This is a genomic window from Frankia sp. CcI49, assembly GCF_001983215.1.
GTDB classification, from domain to species: domain Bacteria; phylum Actinomycetota; class Actinomycetes; order Frankiales; family Frankiaceae; genus Parafrankia; species Parafrankia irregularis.
Genome location: NZ_MOWP01000026.1, coordinates 71,758 through 93,568, shown reverse-complemented (window position 1 = coordinate 93,568; position 21,811 = coordinate 71,758). Strand labels below are relative to the sequence as shown.

The 21,811-nt window shown below is 70.1% G+C and carries 16 protein-coding genes and 1 pseudogene; 10 read left to right on the top strand and 7 right to left on the bottom strand.

Features of this window, described 5'->3' with window-relative positions:
- Positions 1-27: 27 nt before the first annotated feature.
- Positions 28-2,883 (top strand): ATP-binding cassette domain-containing protein, encoded by a 2,856-nt coding sequence (locus tag CcI49_RS22445; protein WP_083749659.1) that lies wholly within the window; start codon positions 28-30, stop codon positions 2,881-2,883.
- Positions 2,884-3,110: 227 nt separating this feature from the next.
- On the opposite strand, the gene CcI49_RS22440 is transcribed toward CcI49_RS22445, so the two are convergent.
- Positions 3,111-4,292: an amidohydrolase family protein gene (locus tag CcI49_RS22440; protein ID WP_076829112.1), complete on the bottom strand. Its 1,182-nt coding sequence runs from the start codon at positions 4,290-4,292 to the stop codon at positions 3,111-3,113.
- A gap of 102 nt (positions 4,293-4,394) precedes the next feature.
- Positions 4,395-6,035 (bottom strand): AMP-binding protein, encoded by a 1,641-nt coding sequence (locus tag CcI49_RS22435; protein WP_076829111.1) that lies wholly within the window; start codon positions 6,033-6,035, stop codon positions 4,395-4,397.
- A gap of 383 nt (positions 6,036-6,418) precedes the next feature.
- Here CcI49_RS22435 and CcI49_RS22430 point away from each other — a divergent pair, with 383 nt between their 5' ends.
- The 5 genes and pseudogenes from CcI49_RS22430 to CcI49_RS22410 all read left to right on the top strand — a co-directional run bounded on the left by CcI49_RS22430 (position 6,419) and on the right by CcI49_RS22410 (position 12,596).
- Positions 6,419-7,621 carry a hypothetical protein gene (locus CcI49_RS22430; protein ID WP_116437476.1) on the top strand — a complete coding sequence of 401 codons (1,203 nt, stop codon included), beginning with the start codon at positions 6,419-6,421 and terminating at the stop codon, positions 7,619-7,621.
- A complete protein-coding gene (locus tag CcI49_RS22425; protein WP_054566171.1) occupies positions 7,614-9,245 on the top strand; it encodes an AMP-binding protein in 1,632 nt (543 codons plus the stop codon). Before CcI49_RS22430 ends, CcI49_RS22425 begins: the two co-directional genes overlap by 8 nt.
- Before the next feature lie 144 nt (positions 9,246-9,389).
- Positions 9,390-9,815: pseudogene (locus tag CcI49_RS22420) on the top strand (dihydrodipicolinate reductase); the annotation flags it as partial.
- A gap of 101 nt (positions 9,816-9,916) precedes the next feature.
- A complete protein-coding gene (locus CcI49_RS22415; protein ID WP_076829109.1) occupies positions 9,917-11,209 on the top strand; it encodes an acyl-CoA dehydrogenase family protein in 1,293 nt (430 codons plus the stop codon).
- A 97-nt stretch (positions 11,210-11,306) separates the two neighbouring features.
- Positions 11,307-12,596, top strand: a complete 1,290-nt coding sequence (locus CcI49_RS22410) for an acyl-CoA dehydrogenase family protein (RefSeq protein ID WP_241840189.1) — start codon at positions 11,307-11,309, stop codon at positions 12,594-12,596.
- Between the two features lie 96 nt (positions 12,597-12,692).
- On the opposite strand, the gene CcI49_RS22405 is transcribed toward CcI49_RS22410, so the two are convergent.
- Entirely contained in the window at positions 12,693-13,883 is a 1,191-nt protein-coding gene (locus tag CcI49_RS22405; protein WP_076829368.1) for a cytochrome P450, read from the bottom strand.
- Between the two features lie 156 nt (positions 13,884-14,039).
- The gene (locus CcI49_RS22400; protein WP_054566173.1) at positions 14,040-15,413 is read right to left on the bottom strand and encodes an ABC transporter substrate-binding protein; all 1,374 of its coding nucleotides are present in this window, start codon (positions 15,411-15,413) and stop codon (positions 14,040-14,042) included.
- A gap of 351 nt (positions 15,414-15,764) precedes the next feature.
- On the opposite strand from CcI49_RS22400, the gene CcI49_RS22395 reads away from it, so the two are divergent.
- A complete protein-coding gene (locus tag CcI49_RS22395; protein ID WP_076829106.1) occupies positions 15,765-16,787 on the top strand; it encodes an LLM class F420-dependent oxidoreductase in 1,023 nt (340 codons plus the stop codon).
- A gap of 91 nt (positions 16,788-16,878) precedes the next feature.
- Here CcI49_RS22395 and CcI49_RS22390 read toward each other — a convergent pair whose 3' ends face one another.
- The 3 genes from CcI49_RS22390 to CcI49_RS22380 form a co-directional block, all read right to left on the bottom strand.
- Positions 16,879-17,442, bottom strand: a complete 564-nt coding sequence (locus tag CcI49_RS22390; RefSeq protein ID WP_076829095.1) for an enoyl-CoA hydratase-related protein — start codon at positions 17,440-17,442, stop codon at positions 16,879-16,881.
- Between the two features lie 26 nt (positions 17,443-17,468).
- The gene (locus CcI49_RS22385) at positions 17,469-18,269 is read right to left on the bottom strand and encodes an SDR family oxidoreductase (protein ID WP_076829087.1); all 801 of its coding nucleotides are present in this window, start codon (positions 18,267-18,269) and stop codon (positions 17,469-17,471) included.
- A gap of 198 nt (positions 18,270-18,467) precedes the next feature.
- Positions 18,468-19,106, bottom strand: a complete 639-nt coding sequence (locus CcI49_RS22380) for a TetR/AcrR family transcriptional regulator (protein ID WP_054566177.1) — start codon at positions 19,104-19,106, stop codon at positions 18,468-18,470.
- A 257-nt stretch (positions 19,107-19,363) separates the two neighbouring features.
- On the opposite strand from CcI49_RS22380, the gene CcI49_RS22375 reads away from it, so the two are divergent.
- From CcI49_RS22375 to CcI49_RS22365, 3 genes are all read left to right on the top strand, one after another.
- A complete protein-coding gene (locus tag CcI49_RS22375) occupies positions 19,364-20,353 on the top strand; it encodes a hypothetical protein (RefSeq protein ID WP_076829085.1) in 990 nt (329 codons plus the stop codon).
- A gap of 72 nt (positions 20,354-20,425) precedes the next feature.
- The gene (locus CcI49_RS22370; protein WP_054566179.1) at positions 20,426-21,271 is read left to right on the top strand and encodes an SDR family oxidoreductase; all 846 of its coding nucleotides are present in this window, start codon (positions 20,426-20,428) and stop codon (positions 21,269-21,271) included.
- Positions 21,268-21,738 (top strand): nuclear transport factor 2 family protein, encoded by a 471-nt coding sequence (locus CcI49_RS22365; RefSeq protein WP_076829083.1) that lies wholly within the window; start codon positions 21,268-21,270, stop codon positions 21,736-21,738. Before CcI49_RS22370 ends, CcI49_RS22365 begins: the two co-directional genes overlap by 4 nt.
- Positions 21,739-21,811: the final 73 nt, after the last annotated feature.

Genomic DNA, 21,811 nt, shown 5'->3' with positions numbered 1-21,811 from the left:
GGAAAAGGCTCACTGGGAGAGGAACGCATGACCGAATTTCTCAGCCTGGTGGTCGCAGGCCTGGTCTCCGGTGCCTTATATGCGATTCTGGCGTCAGGACTCACTCTCACCTATCAGACGTCGGGTGTCTTCAACTTCGGGCAGGGCGGGGTCGCGTTCGCGACCGCCTATCTCTTCTTCCAGCTGAACACCGGTCAGGACATGCCGGTGGTGCCAGCGGCTCTCCTGTGCGTCGGAGTGTTCGCGCCACTGCTCGGCTGGCTGCTGCACCGGGTGCTGTTCAACCCGTTGCGGGAGGCGTCGATCGCGGCCCGGATGGTGGGAACGCTCGGTCTGCTGATCGCGCTGCCCGCGTTCGCTTTGTGGGTCACCGCGATGCTGCGGGAGAAGGCGCACTGGGACCTTCCGGCGATCGAGGACGTGTTCCGTATCCCCGGTCTCGGTCCGAGCCCGAAGGAGAACTTCTCCTTCGGGGACGGGCTGGTCATCGACACCGACCAGCTCGCCATGCTGGGCGCGGCGATCTTCGCCGCGCTGCTGCTGTGGTGGTTGGTGCGGCACACGCGGATCGGCCTCGAGATGCGCGCCTCGGTGAGCCGGCCCAAGATCGCCGCACTGCGCGGTGTCGACCCGGACCGGGCGTCGGCGGTCTCCTGGATCCTGTCCTGCGGCCTCGCCGGCCTGGTCGGTGTGCTGCTGGCGCCGATGTTCGGGCTCGGCAGCTTCACGTTCAACACGATGCTCTTCGTGTCGATCCCGGCCGTCGTGCTGGCCCGGTTCGCCTCGATTCCGATGGCGATGGGCGGCGGTCTGCTCCTGGGAGTGGCACAGAACCTGGTCGCGGGTTACGTCGACCTGGACATCACCGGTTTTCCGACCGCGGTGCCGTTCATCATCCTGTTCGGCCTGTTGATCTATTTCGGTGCCGAGCGCGGCCGCAGTGCCGGGGCCACGCTGGAGGAGAAGCCACCGGCGGACGATCCGACCGAGGCCTCGCCGTGGGCCCGGCGGGCGCTGTGGGCCGCCGCGGTCGCGGGACTACTGGCCTACACGGCGTTCGGTGCGACGGACTTCTGGGCGGGGCTGYTCGCACAGGGGCTGGCGACCGCGATCGTGCTGATGTCGTTCACGGTCGTCACGGGTGTCGGCGGGATGGTCAGCCTCGCCCAGGCGGCGTTCGTGCTCTCGGGTGCGTTCACCGCCGGCATCCTGATCGGGCATGACGTCCCGTTCCTCCTCGCACTGCTCGCCGGGACAGCGGTGGCCGCGATCACCGGGCTGATCGTGGCGCTACCGACCCGCCGGCTCGGTGGTCTGCCGCTTGCCCTGGCAACCCTGGCGCTGGCGTACATCGGGCAGAACCTGCTCTTCCAGATCCACGACATCTCCAACGGCAGCTCAGGCTGGGCCCTCCCGGCGCCCGACCTGGGGATCGTCGACACGGAGAACCCACGGTGGCTCGTCGTCCTCATGCTCGTGCTCGTCGGCCTGGTGCTCTGGCTGGTGCACGCGCTGCGCACGTCGAGCACCGGGCGCGCGATGCTCGCGGTGCGCTCCACCGAGGTCGGCGCCCGTACCAGCGGCATCGCCGTCGACCGGATGAAGCTGCTGGTGTTCGTCATCTCGGCGGCGATCGCCGGCTTCGGCGGGGTGATGTTGGCGACCAGCCGGGGACGGGTCACCAACACCGACTACGACGTTCTGCTCGGCCTGGTCTGGCTTGCCACAACCGTCACCTTCAGCATTCGCCGGCCGGCCGGTGCTGTTCTCGCCGGCCTGGTCAGCGCGCTCGCACCGCAGGCGTTCGAGGCCGTCCCGGCCTCGTCCTACTTCATGCAGGTGCTGTTCGGCCTCGGCGCGATCGGCCTGGCCCGCGACCCGGACGGAGCGCTGGCCGCCATCGGCCGCTCGAGCCGGAAACGACGGCGCGCGCGGGCCACGGCGGGCACCGCCGACCTGGTGGCGGTGTCCGAGACGACGGCTCCGTCCAAGGTCACAGCCGTCTCCGAGGCAGCGGCCGCGGTCGCTGACACGGCCGCGGAGCCTGCAGGCCCGGTGCTGCTGAAGGTCCAGGGGGTACGCGCGGGCTACGGTGAGATCGAGGTGCTGCACGGCATCGACCTCACCGTCGCCGCCGGCGAGGCGGTCGCGCTGCTCGGTGGCAACGGCGCGGGCAAGAGCAGCCTGTGTGCCGTCATCGGCGGCCTGTTGGCCCCGAGCGCGGGCACGGTCATCCTCGCCGGAACGGACGTGACCCGGACCCCTGCCCAGCGTCGTGAGCGGGACAGCATCTACCTCGCACCCGAGGGCCGGGGCATCTTCCCCGACCTCACGGTCGAGGAGAACCTGATGCTCTGGCTGCGTCAGGAGGACGAGCGCAGCGCGGCCTACGAGGCCTTCCCGGTGCTCGGTGAGCGTCGTCGCCAGCTCGCCGGCGCCATGTCAGGTGGTGAGCAGCAGATGCTCACCCTCGCGCCGGCGCTGGTGCGGCCGCCGCGCCTGCTCATCGCCGACGAACCGTCCCTGGGCCTGGCACCGCTGGTCATCGACCAGATCTACACGGCGCTGCGTGAACTGCAGGGCCGGGGCACCGCACTGCTCATCGCCGAGGAGAAGACCCGCGACGCGCTGGCGCTGGCCGACCGGGTCGCCTTCCTCACCGTCGGTGACATCTCGTGGAGCGGTCCGGTCAGTGCGGTCGACTCGGACCGTCTTGCCTCCGCCTACCTGGGCATGGCCGTCGATCCGGCGGAGGCCGGTGCGCGGCCGGGCTCGGAACCGGAGGCGGTGTCAGCCACGGAGAAGGCGGGAGTCCTCACGGGATCCAGCGCCGAGGGCGGCTCGCCTGGCCCGTCCGGCCCCTCCGGCCCGTCGAACGACTGACAACAGCGGGACTCCGCTGGTCACGGATGCCCCTCGCCCGGCCGCGTCAGCGGCCGGGCGAGGGGCATATCGGAAGGGCATATCAGGAGAAGGTGCAGCCGGGATGGGCAGTCGGCTGGGCCCGGCGACGAAGACGGTCGGCATGCGTTCCCCCGCCCCGCGTCAAACGTCGTGGTCGTGGTTCCGAGCGGCGTCCGGCCGGTGCGCAGGCGCGGGTGTCGGGTCGCTCAGGAGCCGGCCGTGCCGAGCAGGTCGAGGCAGTTGTCCCGCATGATCTTGCGGGCCTCGTCGTCGGTGAAGCCGTCGAGCTCCTTGAAGAAGTCGGTGGGCTCGGCGAGGCCTTCGCCGTGGGGCCAGTCGGAGCCGAACAGGATGCGTTCGACGCCGATGAGGTCGGCGAGCTTGCGGAGGTCCTCCTCGTAGTAGGGGGTGACCCAGACATGCTCGCGGATGGTGTCGAGGGGGTCGTCGGTGAACGCCCAGGGGGTCTGGTTGGCCTGCTTGCGCAGGCGCTTGGTGAGGAGGGCGACCCAGTCGGAGCCGTTCTCGATGCTCGCGACCCGCAGGGTGGGGTGGCGGGTGAAGACGCCGTCGATGACGAGGGAGGCGATGGTGTCGTGGATCGCGCGGTCGGAGACGAGGACGCGGGTCAGGACGCTGACCTGACCGAAACCCTCGAAGCGTTCGGAGCCGCCCCACACGGTGGTGGAGGCTTCGTAGCCGCTGTCGCCGAGGTGGAAGGCGACGGGGATCGACGCTTCGGCGAGGCGGGCCCAGACCGGGTCGTAGCGCTTGTCGCCCAGGGAGCGTGAGGTGCCGTTCTCGGCGGGAACGGGGGCGGGGCGGACGTGGACGATCCGTGCGCCGCGCTCGATCAGGCTGTCGATCTCGGTGACGGCGGCTGCGGGGTCGGCGAGGGAGATCATCGGTGCGCTGATGAGCCGGCCGCGGTAGTTGAAGCCCCAGTCCTCCTCGAGCCAACGGTTGAAGGCGTGGAGGCTGGCYATCGTGGCGTCGATGTCATCTTTGAGTGCCTGCTCGACGCCGCAGCCAAGGGTGGGGAACAGCAGGATCGAGTCGAGGCCCTGCTGCTCGACGAGGTCGGCGCGGATGTCCTTGTCGCGGTATTCCGGGCGCAGCGGCTCGACCTTCATGAGGGTGCGTGGGTCGACGCCGTCGGGGATCTGGCCGCGGAACAGCGGGTCCAGGCAGCCGGGAACGATGATCGGGTCGAAGGTCGGGTTCGGGATGAACCGGTTCACCCGCCCACCCATGATCAGTTGTACCCGCTTGCCGGCCTGCACGACCTGGACAGCGCGGTGCCTGAACCTCGGATCCAGGTGACGGGTGAACGCGTCGAGGCTCTCGTAGTAGTGGTTGTCCGCGTCGATCGGCCTGTAGCTCGTCATCGGAGTCCTTTGATGAATGCGTCGGACGACGTGAGTGGATCTGGTTGTCKGGCGGTGCGGATGTGTTCGTCCCGATGCCTCGTCGCGCCCGGGACGGGGGTCCTACGTCCTGATGGTGGTGGCGGGCACGGCGTCCACCGCGGCCTTTCGTGCCCAGGTGTAGTCGGCCTTGCCGGACGCGTGGCGGCCGAGCTGGTCGCAGATCAGGACGGCGCGTGGTGCCTTGAACCGGGCGAGGGAACGCGCGACGAACTCCCGGATCTCCCCGGGAGCCAGCGAGATACCCGCGCGCGGCTGGACGAGCGCGACGACCTCCTGCCCGAAGCGCTCGCTCGGGCGGCCGACCACGAGCGCGTCGAGCACGTCGGGGTGCTGGCGCAGCACCTCCTCGACCTCCTCGACGAAGACCTTCTCCCCGCCGGTGTTGACGACCATCGCGTCCCGGCCGAGAAGCTCGATCCTGCCTTCGGCGGTGAGACGGGCCCGGTCTCCCGGAACGGCGACCCGCTGGCCGTCGATGATCGGGAAGGTCTCCTCCGTCTTCGCCCGGTCGTCGAGGTAGCCGAGCGGGGTGCGCCCGACGCGCACCACCCAGCCGATCTCGTCGTCGCCGGGGGCGAGGAAGCGGGAGCGGTCGGCGGCCAGCACCGCGGCACCGGGCGAGGGCTCGAACTCGCGGGTCTCGGCGCCCTTGCGGGAGGCCCCGAAGGCCATGCCGCCCGTCTCGGAGGCGCCGTAGCCGTCGACGACCGTGAGGCCGGGCAGCAGCTCGAGCAGGCCGTGCTTGAGACTCGCGCTCGTGACCGCGCCGCCGGTTCCGAGGCGGACCAGCGAGGACAGGTCGTAGTGACGGGCCCGCATCTGTTCGAGCAGGGGCCGGGCGTAGGCGTCGCCGACAATGGACATCAGCGTCACGCGTTCGCGTTCGATGGTCTCGAGGATTCCCGGAGCGTCGAAAGGCTTCGCGTCGTCGTGCAGGATCACCGTGGCCCCGTTGTCCAGCCCGGCGAACGCGGTCCACTGGGCGGCGCCGTGCATCAGCGGTGGTGCCGCGAACCAGACGCCGGCGCCGTTGCCGGCGATCGAGGCGATCAGCTCGCGGGTGGCCCCGTCGACGCCGCCCGCCGCGGAAACATAGACATCCGCCTGCCGCCACAGGACGCCCTTCGGGGTCCCGGTCGTGCCGCCGGTGCAGACGAGGTACAGATCGTCCGGGGACGGCTCGGGCAGGTTCTCGACGTCCACGGCGGCGGCGATCGCGTCCTCGAAGGCGATGCTGCCGGGCAGCGGCTCGATCCCGGAGCCGTCGTCGACCTCCAGCAGCAGGCACCCCGCGGCGCCGCCGGAGGCGGCGATCGCCGGGCCGAGGCGCCGGTGGTAGACGATGGCCTCGGCGCCGACCTGGTCGAGCAGCGCGCCGATCTCACGCGGTGCGTAGTGGTGGTTGACGTTGAACGGCACCGCGCGGGCGCGGAAGGCTCCGATCATCGTCTCGATGTACTCGGGGCAGTTCGACAGCAGGATCGCCATCGGGCTCTGCCCACACTCCCAGCGCTCCAGCTCCGCCCGCTCGTGCCGGACGCCGAGCCCGCGGCTCACGAGGAAGGCGGCGAGGCGCCGCGTGCGGTCCCGTACCTGCGCGTAGCTGCGGCGCACGGTCGTCCAGACCAGCATCTCGCGCTCCGGCGCGACGTCGGCGACGATGTCGATCACCGCGGGCAGGGACCACTCGTTCGCTGTCATAAGGACTCCTCGAGACGCCTCGGCATGAGGCGATGTTACGAAGATGTCTAAATCTATTCAACGTCTTGGTTCGGTGGTGGCACCTCCCCGTGCCATCGGCCGCCGGTCCGCCGGGGCGGTTCCGGTGGTGGCCGGGGTGGGGCCGGTTCGGTGCCGCCGACGAGGTGGTGCCGGGCAACTCGGTCTCCGGGTGGCGGCTGACCGCTCGGGCACGGGAGGCGCCGTGGAAAAATTTAGATCTATCGGCTAGCATCCGTCGCGGCGAGAGTGGAGGCGCAGCCCGGCCCAGAGGGATCCCCGGCGTTCCGTTGCCGCCGGCTGCCGCCCGCATGGTGGTCGGTCTGGCACACGAGAACCTGGTCCGCCCGGAGAGGGAGCCGACGTTGCTCATCCCTTTTGATGACTACCCGCTGCACCAGACGGCGCTGCCCGTCGCGCACGCGGGTGACGGACATGCTGACTTCTATGATCGTTTCTGGTTCAACGGCTACGACGAGGACATGTACTTCGCGGTCGCACTCGGGCTGTATCCGAACCGCGGCGTGATCGACGCTGCTTTCAGCGTGGTCCGCGACGGGATGCAGCGTTCGGTGTTCGCCTCCGGGCGGATTCCGCTGGACCGGACCCGCACGACCATCGGCCCGATCTCGGTCGAGATCGTGGAGCCGATGCGGGTGAGCCGGATCGTGGTCGACTCCCCGGAACACGGGCTGACCGCCGACCTCGTCGCGACCGCCCGTACCGCCGCCTATGAGGAGCCGCGCCAGACCCGCCATGAGGGGACGCGGCTGGCCATGGATGTCACCCGCGCCACGCAGATGGTCAGCTGGTCCGGGGCGTTCTCGACGGGTGGTGAGGAGGTCCGGATCGCCCCGGGGACCTTCGGGACCAAGGACCGCTCCTGGGGGATCCGAGGCGTTGGAGACCCGGCTCCGGCGGCACCGCGTACCGCGCTTCCCCAGCTGTTCTTCGTGTGGGCTCCGCTGAACTTCGCCGACGAGTGCCTGCACTACCTGGTGTTCGAGAACGAGCTCGGGCAGCCGTGGGCGGAGACGGCGGTGGTGATGCCGGTACTCGCGCCCGGTGCTCCGGTGGCCGGGCCGGATCTCGGGTTCCGCCAGCTTCCCGGGACCCGCCACGACATCCGTTGGGCGCCGGGGCTGCGCCGTTCCGAACGTGCTTCGCTCGTCATTCCCGGCGCTGAGCCGGTCGAGCTGGAGCCGCTGCGGACGTTTCGCATGAAGGGCGCCGGCTACCTGCATCCCACCTGGTCGCACGGCAGATGGCACGGTGAGCTCGCGGTGGGCGGCGAGGCGCACAAGACCGCCGACCTGGATGTCCTGGCCTTCGACACGGTGCACGTACAGCAGGTGGTGCGGGCTACCTGGGGGCAGCGGACGGGCCTCGGCGTGCTGGAGCAGGCCGTCATCGGGCGGTACCGGCCCGGCGGCTTCCTCGAGCTGTTGGACGGGGCGCAGGAGCGGCGCGGTGACGAGGTGGCCCGCGTCGAAGTGGCCCGCGTCGGAGCGGCCCGTGTCGAAGCAGGCCGCGGTGAGAAGGGCGAGGAGGAACTGTCCGGTGAGTGACGGCGTGTGGAGCAGCGCCCAGCAGCACACCACCACGGAGCTGCTGGTGCGGCGGATCGAGAAGGATCCTGACAGCGAATATCTGGACGTCGGTGGCCGCGCGCTGACGGCGGCTCAGGTCGGCGACGGCGCCGCGCGCCTTGCCGCCGGCCTGCGGGCGCTGGGGGTCGCCCCCGGTGACCGGGTGGCGATCCTGCTGGAGAACTCGCCGGAGATGCTGATCTCCTGGTGGGCGGCGCAATGGGCGGGCGCCGTGGCGGTGCCCATCAACACCGCCTACAAGGGCGAGTACCTGCGTCATCAGCTGCACGACTCGGGGTCGACCGTGCTGGTGGTCGCCGGTGACCTCGCCGACCGCGCCGCCGCCGTCACCGCGGACCTGCCCGCGCTGGCCCACGTGCTGGTGACCGGGCCGGAGATCCCGACGTTCCCCGGCGCGACCGGGCATCCCTTCGACGATCTGCTGGCCGGTGCGCCGCTGGCGGAGCCGGTGGCACGCCGGCCCTCGGACCTCGCGACCTTCATCTACACGGGCGGGACGACCGGACTTTCCAAGGGCTGCATGCTCAGCCACAACTACCACGAGGCGCTGTCCCGCCAGATCGGGTACAGCTGGGGCCGCACGGCGGATGACGTGGTGTGGACACCGCTGCCGATGTTCCACTACAACGCGCTGGTCACGGCCGTGGTCGGAACACTGGTGTACGGCGGGAGAGCGGCGATCTACCGGAAGTTCTCGGTGTCGAACTTCTGGCCGGAGATGAACCGCACCGGCGCGACGATGACCTCGACTCTGGGCACGATGGCCTACCTCCTGGCGCACGACGTGGACCGGCCGGAGATGCCGCGCTCGGGTGCGCCGGAGGCCAACCGGACCCTGCGGCTCATGGGCGCGGCGCCGCTGCCGCCCGAGGTCGACGACGTGATCCGCACCAGGTTCGGGATCGACACGTTCTCCGGGGCGTACGGCGTGACCGAGGCGAGCCTCATCTCCTGGCAGCCGCCGGGGGTGCGTAACCGGCCGCGGGCCGCGGGCGTCATCAACACCGAGTACTTCGACGTGCGGATCTTCGACGACGAGGACAACGAGCTGCCGCGCGGAACCGACGGCGAGATCGTGATCCGCCCGAAGCGGCCGCACGTGATGTTCGAGGGCTACTGGGGCCGCCCCGAGGTCACGGTCGAGACCAGCCGCAACTGGTGGTACCACACCGGCGACATCGGAAAGATCGACGAGGATGGCTACCTCTACTTCGTCGACCGCAAGGCCGACTACCTGCGCCGGCGCGGGGAGAACATCGCCAGCTTCGAGGTCGAGCGCATTCTCATGAGCCACGGCCAGCTCGCGGACGTCGCCGTGCACGCGGTGCCGAGCCGGCTTACCGAGGACGACGTGAAGATCACCGCGACCCGTGTCGCCGGCTCTACGCTCACCGAGGAGGAGCTTTTCCGCTGGTGCGTGGACGCCCTCCCGTATTTCGTCCTTCCGCGCTATATCGAGTTCCGTGACGAGCTGCCCCGCAGCCCGGTGGGCAGGGTCCTGAAGCGTGAACTGCGTGCGGAGGGCCCCACCAGCACCACCTGGGATGTCGAGGCGTCCGGCATCACCTACGAGAAGCGGTAGCCCGAAACCGCACCAGGCCGACGACCGCACCGCGGCGCGGTCGTCGGCCTGTCGAAATGGGCGCGAGGGCTCCTTCGGAGCCGCCCGATACTACGGAACGGACGGTGGACATGACGTTTCGTGTTGTGCAGTGGACGACCGGCAATGGACGAGGTCGTCTGCGAGGCCGAGTACGCCAGGACGACCCAGGATGTCGATCTCGGCTCGTGGCGGATCGCCGCCGACCATGTCGCCGGCATCGCCGTCAGCTGGCAGGGGAGGGTCGGCGGGCGGACGATCGTCGACCTGCGGGTGCGGTGGCGCAAGGGCCAGACCCTCGACCCGGACTGGCAGATCAGGACCGGGTACGTCATCGAGGTCCAGGGGCGCCCGACGATCCGTACCAAGGTCGACATCGCTCCGCCACCTGACTTCGCCTGGAAGACGCTCGGCGACTTCATGGTTCTCGGAATGATCATGACCGCGCTGCCGGCCCTGAACGCGATCCCCGCGGTCGTCGCGGCGCCGCCCGGCATCGTCACCTACACCGACATCCCGCTCCCGTTGCCGCGCGGGCGCGTCCGCGTCTGAGCGCAGCCGGATGCCGACAGCCGACCCGGCGTGCCCGGAACACCCGGCGCGGCGGCGGACCATGGACGAACGAGACGCACGACTCAGCCGAGGAGCCGGCCGTGGATGATGTTCTGACCGACGAGCAGCGGATGCTGGTGGACGCGTCCGCGCGTTTCATCGAACGCACCTGTCCGCTGGAGAAGGTCCGCGCGCAGGCGTACACCGATCCGGCCTTCGCCGGGGCGTACCGGCGCCAGGCGGCCGAGCTGGGTTGGTTCGCGCCGCTCGTTCCCGCCGACCTCGGCGGCGGGAGCATGTCCGACAACGCGGTTTTCGACGCGGCCCTGGTCGCCTACCACCGCGGCCGCCTGCTGCAGCCGGGTCCGTTTGTCGGGACCAACGTCGTGGCGTACGCCCTCGCGGTCGCGGGCACCGGCGAGCACACGGCGAAGGTGCTGCCCGCCCTGCTGTCGGGGGAGGCCTCGGCGGCCTGGGCACCCGCGGTGCCGTCGGCGTCGGCGTCGGTGCCGACGGGAACCGGCCGCGTGCCGGGCGCCCGCCCGTGGCCGAACCGTGTCGGTGGCCCGGGAAATCCTGTGTCGGCGACCAGGAGCGGCGATGGCTGGCGCCTGTCCGGGCGGGCCACCTTCGTGGAGAACCCCGGCCCGGACGGCTGGTATCTCGTGTCCGCCGCGGCCGAAGACGCCACAGCGACCACCGACGGCGGCGGCGGGCCGGCGCTCGTGCAGTTCCTGCTGCCGGCGGACACGCCCGGCCTGCGTGTGCAGCCCCTGGAATCGCTGGATCTCACCCGCCGGTTCGTCGGCCTGGAGTTCGACGGCGTCACCGTCGGGTCCACCGGCCGGCTGCACGCGGCCGATCTCGGCGACGACGAGCTCATCGCCAGGCAGCTCGCCCTCGCCTGCGTCCTGACCGCGGCGGAGTCGGTCGGCGCGATGGACTACGAGCTCGCGCTGACAGTCCAGTACGCGAAGGACCGGATCGCGTTCGGCCGCCCGATCGGCTCGTTCCAGGCGCTCAAGCACGTGCTGGCGGACGCCAGTCTGGTGCTGGAGATGAGCAAGGCGATCACCGCCGCCGCGGCCCAGCGCCTCGGCGAGGCGGTCGGCCTCGCCGGCACGGACGTGCCGGGGCGGTCCACGGACGCGAACCCGGCCGAGGCGGGCTCCAACCTGCGGGACTACGGCCTGGAGGCGGCGAGCATGGCGAAGGCCTACGTCGGAGAACACGGCGTCTCCCTGGCCCAGAACTGTTTCCAGATCTTCGGCGGGATCGGCTTCACCTGGGAGCACGACCAGCACCTGTTCCTGCGCCGCCTGACCACCGACGCGGCGTTCTTCGGTGACCCGGCCTGGCATCGGGAGCACCTGTGCCAGCTTTCCGGGATCTAGTGCCGCGAGTGCGCGAGGTGGGGCGCGGGCGCACCCCGGACGCCAGCGACGACGAGCGACGACGAGCGACGAGACTGATGATGCGAGGGCGGGCGACGTGACGACGGGCGACGTGACGACGGGCGATGCGACGACAGGCAGGGCGATCGGCCTCGACGAGTTCCGGGCCGAGATCCGCGCGTGGCTGGCCGCGAACCTCGAGCGGAAGGCACCGGGCGCCGGGGACGGCGGGGAGGCCCGCAGCGACGAACAGGTCGCGGCCGCCCGTCCGCTGCAGCGCAAGCTGTTCGACGCCGGGTACGCCGGCCTCTCGTTTCCGCGGGAGTACGGCGGCCGGGGACTGACAGGCGAGTACGAGCGCGTCTTCCGGGAGGAGGCGCGGGACTACGCCACGCCGCAGTTCGGCGGTGCCGGCCATGTCACCTTCACCGCGATCGCCCGGTCGATGCTCGCGCACGCGTCCGCGGACTTCCTGAGCCGGCACATCCCGCCGATCCTGGCGGGGGAGCGGTTGTGGTGCCAGTTCTACTCGGAGCCGGAGGCCGGTTCGGACCTGGCGGGGATCCGGACCACGGCGCGCCGCGACGGAGACCGGTGGGTGCTGAACGGGTCGAAGATCTGGAGCACCGGCGCCCACCAGGCCGACTACGCCATGTGCCTGGCGCGCACGGACTGGGATGTTCCGAAGCATCAGGGCCTGACCTGGTTCGCCGTCCCCACCGGCGCCCCCGGAGTCACGGTGCGGCCGATCCGGCAGATCAACGGCGCGTCCGGCTTCTGCGAGGCGTTCCTCGACGATGTCGTCGTCACCGACGAGGACATCATCGGCGAGGTCAACGGGGGATGGTCGGTCGCGCAGACCATGCTGGTGCACGAGCGAGGCGCCGGGAGCTCGAGCGGGGTCCGGGTCGAGCCGCGGGAGCTGGCTCCCGACCTCGTGGAGCTCGCGCGCAGGGCCGGCCGTCTCGACGACCCGCTTGCCCGGCAGGCGATCGCGACCGCCCACATCAACGACTACGCCCAGTACCACCTCGGCCGGCGGATCGCCGCGCGGCTGCGTAGCTCCGCCCAGCCCCAGCCGGCGGTCGCCGCGTACGGCAAGCTGGCCGCGGGCGTGCTCGCCCCGATCCGGGCCCGGATCGGGGTCGAGATCGGTGGGGCCGAGGCACTGCTGTGGCCCGAGGGGGCCGACGAGGCGGCTGCGCTGCCCGCGACCACGTACCTGAACGGCCGGATGGTAGCGATCGCCGCCGGTACGAACGAGGTGCAGCGCAACGGTATCGGTGAGCGGGTGCTGGGCCTGCCCCGGGAGCCGAGCTTCGACGCCCGCAAGCCGTTCCGTGACGTCGTGCGGGACGCGCGTACCTGGGACGGCCGGATCGGCTGAGCCGGCGGCCGGACTCGTCCGGCCACACCGACACGCGACGCCTGGCCGGGCCCTCAGCGAGGAGGGCCCGGCCAGGCGCCGTCTGTGGCCGGACGGTCAGAGCCGGACGGGCAGCCGCAGCGGACCGCGGACGGTGCTGGTGTAGAGCATCTCGGTGGCCTCGCGGTCCACCGCCCAGTCCGGCCACCGCCGCAACGTCTCCTCCAGACCGATGCGGCCTTCGCGGCGGGCCAGCGCCGCCCCGAGGCAGAAGTGCATCCCGTATCCGAAGGTCATGTGCAGGTCGACCTTGCGATGGATGTCGAAGGTGTCCGGGTTCGTGTACTGCCGCTCGTCGCGACCCGCCGAGCCGGTGATGAGGATGACCCGGGAGTTCGCCGGGATCTTCTGGTCACCCACGATGACGTCGCGGGTCGACCACCGGGCGTTGACCGGGGACGGTGGTTCGAAACGGAGGATCTCCTCCAACGCCCCGGGGATCAGCGCCGGGTCCCGTGCGAGGTCCGTCCGCTGGTCGGGGTGCTGGTCCAGGAGGCTCGCCGCCCAGCCCAGGTTGCGCGCGACCGTCTCGCTGCCGGCGCTGAACAGCAGGATCGCGAAACTGGCGAGTTCCTCGTCGGTGAGCCGGCGCGGCTCGCCGGTCACCTCGTCGGCGACCTCGGCGGTGACCAGGTCGGTGAAGACGTCGTCGCGCGGGTTCGTGCGACGGTCCGCGAAGTGCGCACCCAGGCGCAGCCCGAGTTCGGTCAACGCCGCGTAGGACACCTCGTTCGCCATGCCGACGCCCTCCTCCATGTGGAAGACGTTGTCGACGACCTGACGCAGTTCCTCCCGCTCGCTGCGGGGCACACCGAGCAGGATCGAGATGACCGTCGGCGGGAGGATCGCCGCGAAGTCCTGGACGAAGTCGAAACCGCCCGAGCCGATCCGCGGGTCGAGCAGCTCCGCGCAGATCTCGCGGATGCGGTCCTCCAGAGCCGACACCCGGCGGACCGTGAACGCCCGCGAGACGAGCTTGCGCAGCGTGGTGTGCCTGGGCGGGTCGAGCCAGATCATCATCGCCGAGTCCATCGGTTCCGGCGTCATCGTCTCGAGGATCGTGCCGTGGTTCGAGCCGAACGTCTCCGCATCGCGGTGCGCCGCCTCGATGTCGGCGAAGCGGGACAGCGCGTAGAAGTCGAGGCGGTCGTTGTGGTAGACCGGCGCCTCGTCTCGCAGCCGCCGCCAGAGCGGGTACGGATCGTCGCGCAGTTCGGGAGAGATCGGGTCCCAGTAGAGATCGGTCATGTCCGCCTCCGGCCGGTTCGGTTCCTGTGACCGAGTGCTTTCCATGCGGTCCGCCGGCGGCAGCCGCGGGCGCGGTTCATGCGCTGCCGGGCACCGGACCGCCAGGCCCGGCAGCGCATGTGGCGAGGTGACGCGTCCGCCACCTCGACCCGGATGTCAGCTCTTCAGGTAGGCGCCGCAGGACAGCTTGCTGGTCACGTCGTACTTGTCGCCGGCGAGTTGGACGACGGAGGTGCACGGCGTGGACACGAAGTGGTTGAACGGCCAGCGGGACTCGGCGACCGCGCCGTCGACGTGGTAGCTGAAATCGCCGTTCAGGACCTTCATGAGCGAGTCGACGGTCAGATCCTTGCCCGCCTTCGTCGCCGCGGCGACGAACATGTCCGCAGCCCAGTACCCGGCCATCGTCGGCAGACTGAGCACGGTCTCGGGGGCGTACTTCTTGATGTCGTCGGTCATCTGCTTGATCGCCGGCACGGAGACGTCGGTGCCGGGCTGCCACTGCAGGGAGGTGTAGGCCCCGTCCAGACCCGCGACCTTGGCTGCGGCCAGGCGGGGGTCATAACCGACGGTGTTGAGGTGCTTCCCCTGGAACCCGGCCGCTTTCAGCGCCTCGGTCAACTTGAGTGTCGTGCTGAAGTCGGTGCCGTAGAGGACCACGTCCGGCGGTGAGCCCTTGCTGGCCGTCATGAGCGCGTTCACGACCGGCGTGGCGTCCGTCAGGCCGGCAGCGGGAACCGGCGTCTCCTGGTACACCACGTCGAGGCCGACCGCCTTCATCTGCCTGGCGATGGAGGCCAGCCCGGCCCGTGCGGTGTCGCCGTCGTTACCGACGAGGGCGACGGTCCGGCCGGACGCATCGCCGTCGAACAGCGAGTTGAGCATGACGCCGTAGGTGGTCGCCTTTGCCGTGATCTCCTTGCCGGGCAGCAGGCATCCGGTGATGCCGAAGCCGATCGAGGTGTTGCAGAAGCCCGAGTTGAAGCCCCAGCCGAAGAACGGAACGGTCTCGTCGCAGAAGGTGTCGAGGTAGCTGGCGTTACTGGTCATCACCGGCACCGCGGCGAAGATCTTCTTCTGGTCGACGAGCGCCTTGGCCTGCGAGCTGTTGCGCGCGGGGTCGTTGCCGTCGTCCAGGGTCCCGACGTAGTTGATCTTCCTGCCGTTGATGCCGCCCTCGGCGTTGGCCCGCTCGAACCGGGCTCGCGCCCCCTCCTCCGTGCCGGCCATCGAGGAGCCGGACGGGCTCGTCAGATAGGCGAGGCCGCCGATGGTGATCTCGGTGTCCGTCACTCCCCGGGTGGGATCGGACGCCGTCTGGCCGCATTTCATCGTGGACAGGTCGGGCTGGAAACCGCCGTCGCTCCAGCCGGACTCCGGTCCGGCCTTGATGTCGGCGATGGTGACTGCGGGAGCACTCGCGGTCGGGTCGGGCTCGTCGTCCGAACAGGCCGTCATGCCGGCCATCACGGCGCAGGACGTGGCCAGCACCGCGACGACTCGGGAAGCTAATCGTGCCGCTTGCTTCATGGGGGTCCTTTGGTGTTAACCGCAGCGTGAGTCGGACATGCTGCGACCGATGGGATTGAAAGAGGAACCGCGCCGCGGGGGAGGATCAGACCCCCGTGGCGACGGCGTCGCGGCCCCTGCCGCAGCGTGAAAAGAACTATAGGTTTTGATGTCCTGTGTCGCTAGCCCATGACCCGCCTCGGTCGCAGAAAGTCGTCCTGATCAGAACGCGGGGGCATCCGTACCAGCGACAAGTGAGTGGTGGTAGCTCTGCGTCCCGGTGGCGGCGTCGCGCTCCGGTCCGAGTGGGTGGCGAGATCGCGTGCCTATGTATCTAAACTATTAGCGGGTTTCGGGCTAGGGTGGGGCGTCATGCGGATCGATGGTGGGATGCCGTCCGTGCTTGCCGGGGTGCCGGCTGCGGCCGGCGCACTGGAGCGGATGGGGTACGACGGCGCGTGGTGCGGCGAGGTGAACCACGACCCCTTCCTGCCGCTCGTGCTCGCCGCCGAGCACACCACCCGTCTCGAGATCGGGACCTGCATCGCGGTGGCGTTCGCGCGCAACCCGATGTCCGTCGCCCAACTCGGCTGGGACCTGCAGACATACTCCGAGGGCAGATTCGTCCTGGGCCTGGGCTCGCAGGTGCGAGCGCACATCGAGAAGCGGTTCGGCATGCCGTGGGGGAAGCCGGTCGGCCGGATGCGGGAGTTCGTCCTCGCGCTGCGGGCGATCTGGTCGTCCTGGCAGGACGGGAGCCCGCTGCGCTTCGAGGGCGACTTCTACACCCACAAGCTCATGACGCCGGCCTTCGTCCCCGAGCCGCAGCCGCACGGCCAGCCGAAGATCTTCGTCGCCGCGGTCGGTACCGCGATGACCCGGATGTGCGGCGAGGTGGCGGACGGGATGCACACGCACGCCTTCACGACCCGCCGGTACCTGGAGGAGGTGACTCTCCCGGCCCTGGCCGAGGGCCTCGACGCCGCCGGCCGTGCCCGCGGTGACGTCCAGGTCTGCTGCCCGGCGTTCGTGGCGACCGGAGTGGACGACGCCCAGGTGGCGGCGGCCGCGGACGCGATGCGCCAGCGGATCGCGTTCTACGGGTCGACCCCCGCCTACCGGGCGGTGCTCGAACTGCACGGCTGGGGTGAGCTGCAGACCGAGCTGCGGGCATTGTCGCTGCGAGGGGAGTGGGCGAGGATGGGCACCCTGATCGACGACGAGATCCTCGACGCCTTCGCGGTTGTGGCGCCGCTGGACACGCTCGCGGTCCGGGTCCGGGATCGCTTCGAGGGCGTGGTCGACCGACTCATGCTGAGCCTGCCCGCCGGCACGCCCGCGGCGACCGTCGAAGCGGTGCTGGACGAGGTACGCGGATCCCGCGGCATCGGCTAGGCATCGATCAGGCATCGGTCAGGAATCGTCTGGCCGGGCGATGCCATGCGTCGCCTGGGCGGCTCGGCGGGCGGTCCGCATCCGTTCGGGATCAGGCTGGTGGGAGCAGATCCAGGCGGTCGAACCTTGGCTCGCGGCGTTCGAGGAACGCCGTGGCGCCCTCGACGGGGTCAGGGCGCCGGAAGGACTCCCGCATGAGGCCGTCGGTCTGGTCGACGGCCTCGCCGAGATCACGTTGAAGGTGCTGGTAGACAAGCTGTTTGGACACCATCATCGAGTGCGGCGACGCGATGGCGGCCAGCTCGGCGATGTACGCGCGACATTCGTCCAGCAGGCGATCCGACGGCACGACCCGCTGGGCGAGACCGATGGCCAGTGCCTCCGGGGCCGAGACGACCCGGGACGACCAGAGCAGGTCGAGGGCGTGGGCGGGCCCCACGAGGCGCGGCAGCAGCCAGCTGACGCCCTGCTCGGCGCCGGTGAGGACGATGCCCACCACCCGCCGATCGTGCTCGGCGCGGGTGAACGCCTGGTGCAGCTCCCGCAGCGTCTGCCCCCGGAAGGCGTTCATGCTTGCGGGCCGGTCGATCGTCACGACGGCGACCGGGTCATCGATGTCCAGGCGAACGTCCTCGAACGCGCCGGTTGCCGGCATGGGGCTCTCAACCTTCCCGGTCGTCGTCAGGGGGTTGCGTTCCCCGCCGTCAGCGTGTCGACGGGGGATGGCGCCGGGCGGCCGGCGGGGCGCGGGACGAGGGTCAGTGACGGCACCACGCTGCTGGCGCCGAAGCCGAGCGTGGCGGCCGTGACGTCGACGAGGTGCTCGACGTCGATGAAATGGCCCGTCAGGTAGCCGAGGCGCTGCCATTCGTTGACCGCCTGTCCGATGTGCTCCGGGTCGTTGCCGGCGAGTGCGCCGGTCGCCGAGTCCCCCTCACCGCCCAGGCAGTCGCCGATCGTCAGGCGGGTGAAGCCGACCGAGGGATGCTCGACGTTCCAGGCCTCGATCAGCTTGTCCAGTGCGGCCTTGCTCACCGCGTAGCCGCCGATGAACGGCCACGGAGGCCCCGCCGAGGCGCTGATCGACGACAGGTACACCGCCGACCCGTGGGACTTGGCCAGATATGGCAGCGCCGCCGCGGTGACCAGCGAGGCGCCGGTGACATTGGTGGCGAAGAGCCTGGCCCAGGCGGCCGCGTCCATCTCCTCGATGGGCCTGATGGTGATCAGGCCGGTGGAGTACACGAGGCCGTCGATGCCACCCATCGCGTCGGCGGCTCGCGCGATCGCCTCCTGGCAGGACGACTCCACGGTGACGTCGCAGGCGATCGCGACGGCGCCGTCACCTGCCTCCTCGGCCGCCGCCTCGAGACGGCCGAGCCGGCGGGCGAGCATGGCGACCCGGTGGCCCCGCTCCGCGAGACCGAGGGCGATGCAGCGGCCCAGGCCGCTGGAGGCGCCCAGCACGACAATCCGTTTCATGCGGCGCTCACGGGGGCCACGGCACGGTCCCCGGCCGGCTGCTCGTGGGCCGAGCCCCCGGCTGCCTGGGCGGGCGCCAACCGTCGCAGGCGTCGACAGCGGAAGGTCATCGCGCCACCTCCGTTCTCGGGAGCCCGACAGCCACGGTGGCCGCGATCCCGCTCCCGCCCCTGTTCTAACGCATCTACCCTTAAATATCTAGATATTAAATTCAGGTGCGGAGGCCGCCTGCTGTCGCGCGGGACGGCTGCCGTCCACGGCCCCGGCGAGACGCGGCCAGATCGTGCGGCACAGCTCCGCCGGCGTGCCCGGGCAGTCGTGACGGAGCCAGTCGAGGACGAGGCCGAGCAGCGCGCCGGCGTACAGCGCGGCGGTCGGGTCGTAGGGGATGTCGGCCGGGTCGTCGGCATGGGTGCCGGTGCCGGGGTGGGTGAGGTTGACGTGCAGCGAGATGGCGAGCCGCCGGTGCAGATGGTTGATCACTCGGGCGCTGCCGTCGTCGCCCAGCAGGGCGTAGTAGAGGCCGGCCTGCTCCTTGATGTGCGTCAGCACTCGGATCAGGGCATCCCGCTCGTCGAGCTGCCGGGACGGGACGCGGCTCGGCGCGATCACCGGCGAGCTGGAGATCAGTTCGTCGAACATCATGGTGCAGGCGCTTGCCGCGAGGTCGTGCACGTCGGCGTAGTGCTCGTAGAAGGTCGTGCGGTTGACGTCGGCCCGCCTCGTCAGGTCGGCGACCGAGATCTGGGCCAGGTCGCGCTCGGTGATCAGCTCCAGCAACGCGCGTTCCAGCGCGGAGCGGGTCCGTCGGGTCCGACGGTCGAGGGGTTGCGGCATGGGCGGTCCTCCGCCATAGTTACCGGACAGATGTCCTCTAACGGACGATAGTCCTTTCGTTGGGGCCGCGCGCGGCGAGCGGCTGATCGTGCCGTAACCGCTGATCGTGCCGTAACCGCTGGTGGCGCCGGAACCGATGGTGCCGCTACTCGTGATCTCCTCTCGGGCTGCCGAGGCGGACGGCATCCCATGCCCGGCCGCGATCCTCCCGAGCTGGTCGGTGCTCCGTGAAAATGCCACCAAACAAAAGGGGCAGCATGCCGGACCTCGATGTTTCGAAGGCCAACATCATCCCGTATGTTCATCTGGCCGACGCGTCCGTCCAGGACTATTCGACGCAGGACGGGCAGTTCCCCGGTCTCCACAACGACCTGTTGTTCCTCTGGGCCATGGCCGACACGGAGGACGGCAAGCGCTACGAGCTGATTCGCATGCTCTCGTCGGGCGGGACGTTCGACTTCATCGTCCATGAATGCTCGACCGACCTGTGGGCCCATCCGACGACGGTCCGTTTCCCGTACGAGAGCGACCTGTACTGGGGCCCCATTGTCTGGGCCGACTCCAGGGCCGGCAGGGCCGCGATCCCCGTCAACTTCAGCGCGAAGCACAGCCTTTCGATCTCGCTCGGGCCGGCGGCGTACGTCTGGAAGGAGGACGACGGGCTCGTCGAGGTCGTCCTGACCCCGCTCCCGATGAACGTGACGGCCATCTACGTCCCCGGCCTGCCCGACGACGTCGGCTACACGAGCTCGGGGTGCACTGTGGCGGGCAGCATCGCCGGGTCGAGGATCACCGGCGGCTACGGCGGCCTCGACCGGATGTACTGCCTGCCCGGCCTGAGCGCCTGGGTGTCGAAGATCGCCAAGCTGGAGCACTACTGGTTCGTCTGGGGGTCGATCCTCGAGGACGGGCGCTGGGAGACCGGCAACGCCATGCTCGGCGCGGGCGACTACGCGACCGCGACCTTCCACCGTGAGGGTGAGTCACCGGTCATCGCGACCAACGGTGACGTCAGCTCGAAGATCGTCTGGGAGACGAAGGGTGAGGTGAGCCAGCCGAGGCTGGCCACCCTCACCTTCGGCGGCCGCACCTTCAACTTCGAGGGGACGCACAACGCGGCAGCGGCCGCGGTTTCCCTGGGAATCGCCTGGCTGCACGGGACCATGCAGGAGGAAGGCGGCCCCACACCGGTGCGGAGCTGGTCCACAATGGAGATCATCAAATCCCGCGCGACATCGCGCGAATAGCTCCCCGCGCCAGCGGCGGCGGTCCCCGGCGACCGCCGAAGGAAATCATCGGAAGGCGTCAGAGGAGGATAGTTGAACCTGACAACGGAGCTGGCCGGAAAAGTCGCGGTCGTCACGGGCGGCGGGGCGGGCCTCGGCGCCGCCCTGGCCCGGGTGTTCGCGCGGCAGGGCGCGGCGGTAGCCACCCTGGACATCGACGGTGTGGCCGCCGAGCAGACCGCGAAGACCATCACCGAGGAACTCGGCGTTCCGACGACCTCGGCACGTGTCGACGTCGGAGACGGTGAAAGCCTCGCCGTGGCGGCGCGGCATGTACGGGAGACGCTCGGCGGGTGCGACGTGTTGTGCGCGAATGTCGGCGTGCAGCAGTTCGGGGCGATCGATCGGCTGACCGACCAGGACTGGGAATGGGTCCTGAACGTCAACGTGCTCGGCACGATCCGCACGGTGCGGGAGTTCCTCCCGCTCATCCGTGAGCGCGCCGGCTGGCGTCGGATCGTGCTGACCGCCTCGTCCAGCGTGCTTACTCCGGCCGTGCGGATGGGTGCCTACCAGACGAGCAAGTTCGCCGTCACCGGGTTCGGGGAAACCCTGCGCGAGGAGCTGGCCCCCGAGGGCATCGGCGTGACACTCCTGTTCCCCGGCGGGATGGCCACCGGGCATCTGGAGAGCAGCGTTCAGGCACGGCCGGCGGCGCTCGGCACGACGAGCGTCGACATGGACGACCTCGCCGCCATGCTCGCGCACCGGCCCGTGGGCGAGGCCGACGTCGTGACACCGGAGCACGCCATCCGCAACCTGCTCACCGACCTGCGTGACGACGAGCCGTACTCCGTCACGCACGGCTCGTTCCGCCCGTTCTACGTCGCCCGGCGCGACGCGATGGACGCCGCTCTGAACCGGATGGAGGCATCGTGACCGACCAGGAGCCGAACCTGCTGCGCCGGCTTCTCGACATCGAGGAGCTCAGGCGGCTCAAGGCGAGCTACTTCCGCAACCTGGACACGAAGAACTGGGACGGTTTCGCCGGGGTGTTCGCGTCCGACGCCGTCCTGGAGGTTCCGGAGGCCGAGATGGTCGTCAACGGCCGGGAGGCGATCGTGAGGTCGGTCAGCGAGGCGTTGGCCGGTACCCGGACGGTTCACCACGGCCACATGCCGGAGCTCGAGCTCACCGGGCCGGACACCGCCCGCGGCACCTGGGCGATGTTCGACTACGTCGAATGGCCCGCACCCGAGTCGGGTGGTCGGGTCGGCCTGCAGGGCTACGGGCACTATGTGGAGGAGTACGTCCGCGAGGACGGTCGGTGGCGGATCAACCGCTCGCGGCTGGAGCGCCTGCGGGTGGATTCGCTCGCCTCCGACGTGCCTGCCGTCGCCGGGTAGCGCCGGTCGCCGGTCGGCATGACTCCAGCCCATAGATCTAGATGTATCCATCCCCGGCCTCCCTTGATCGGGT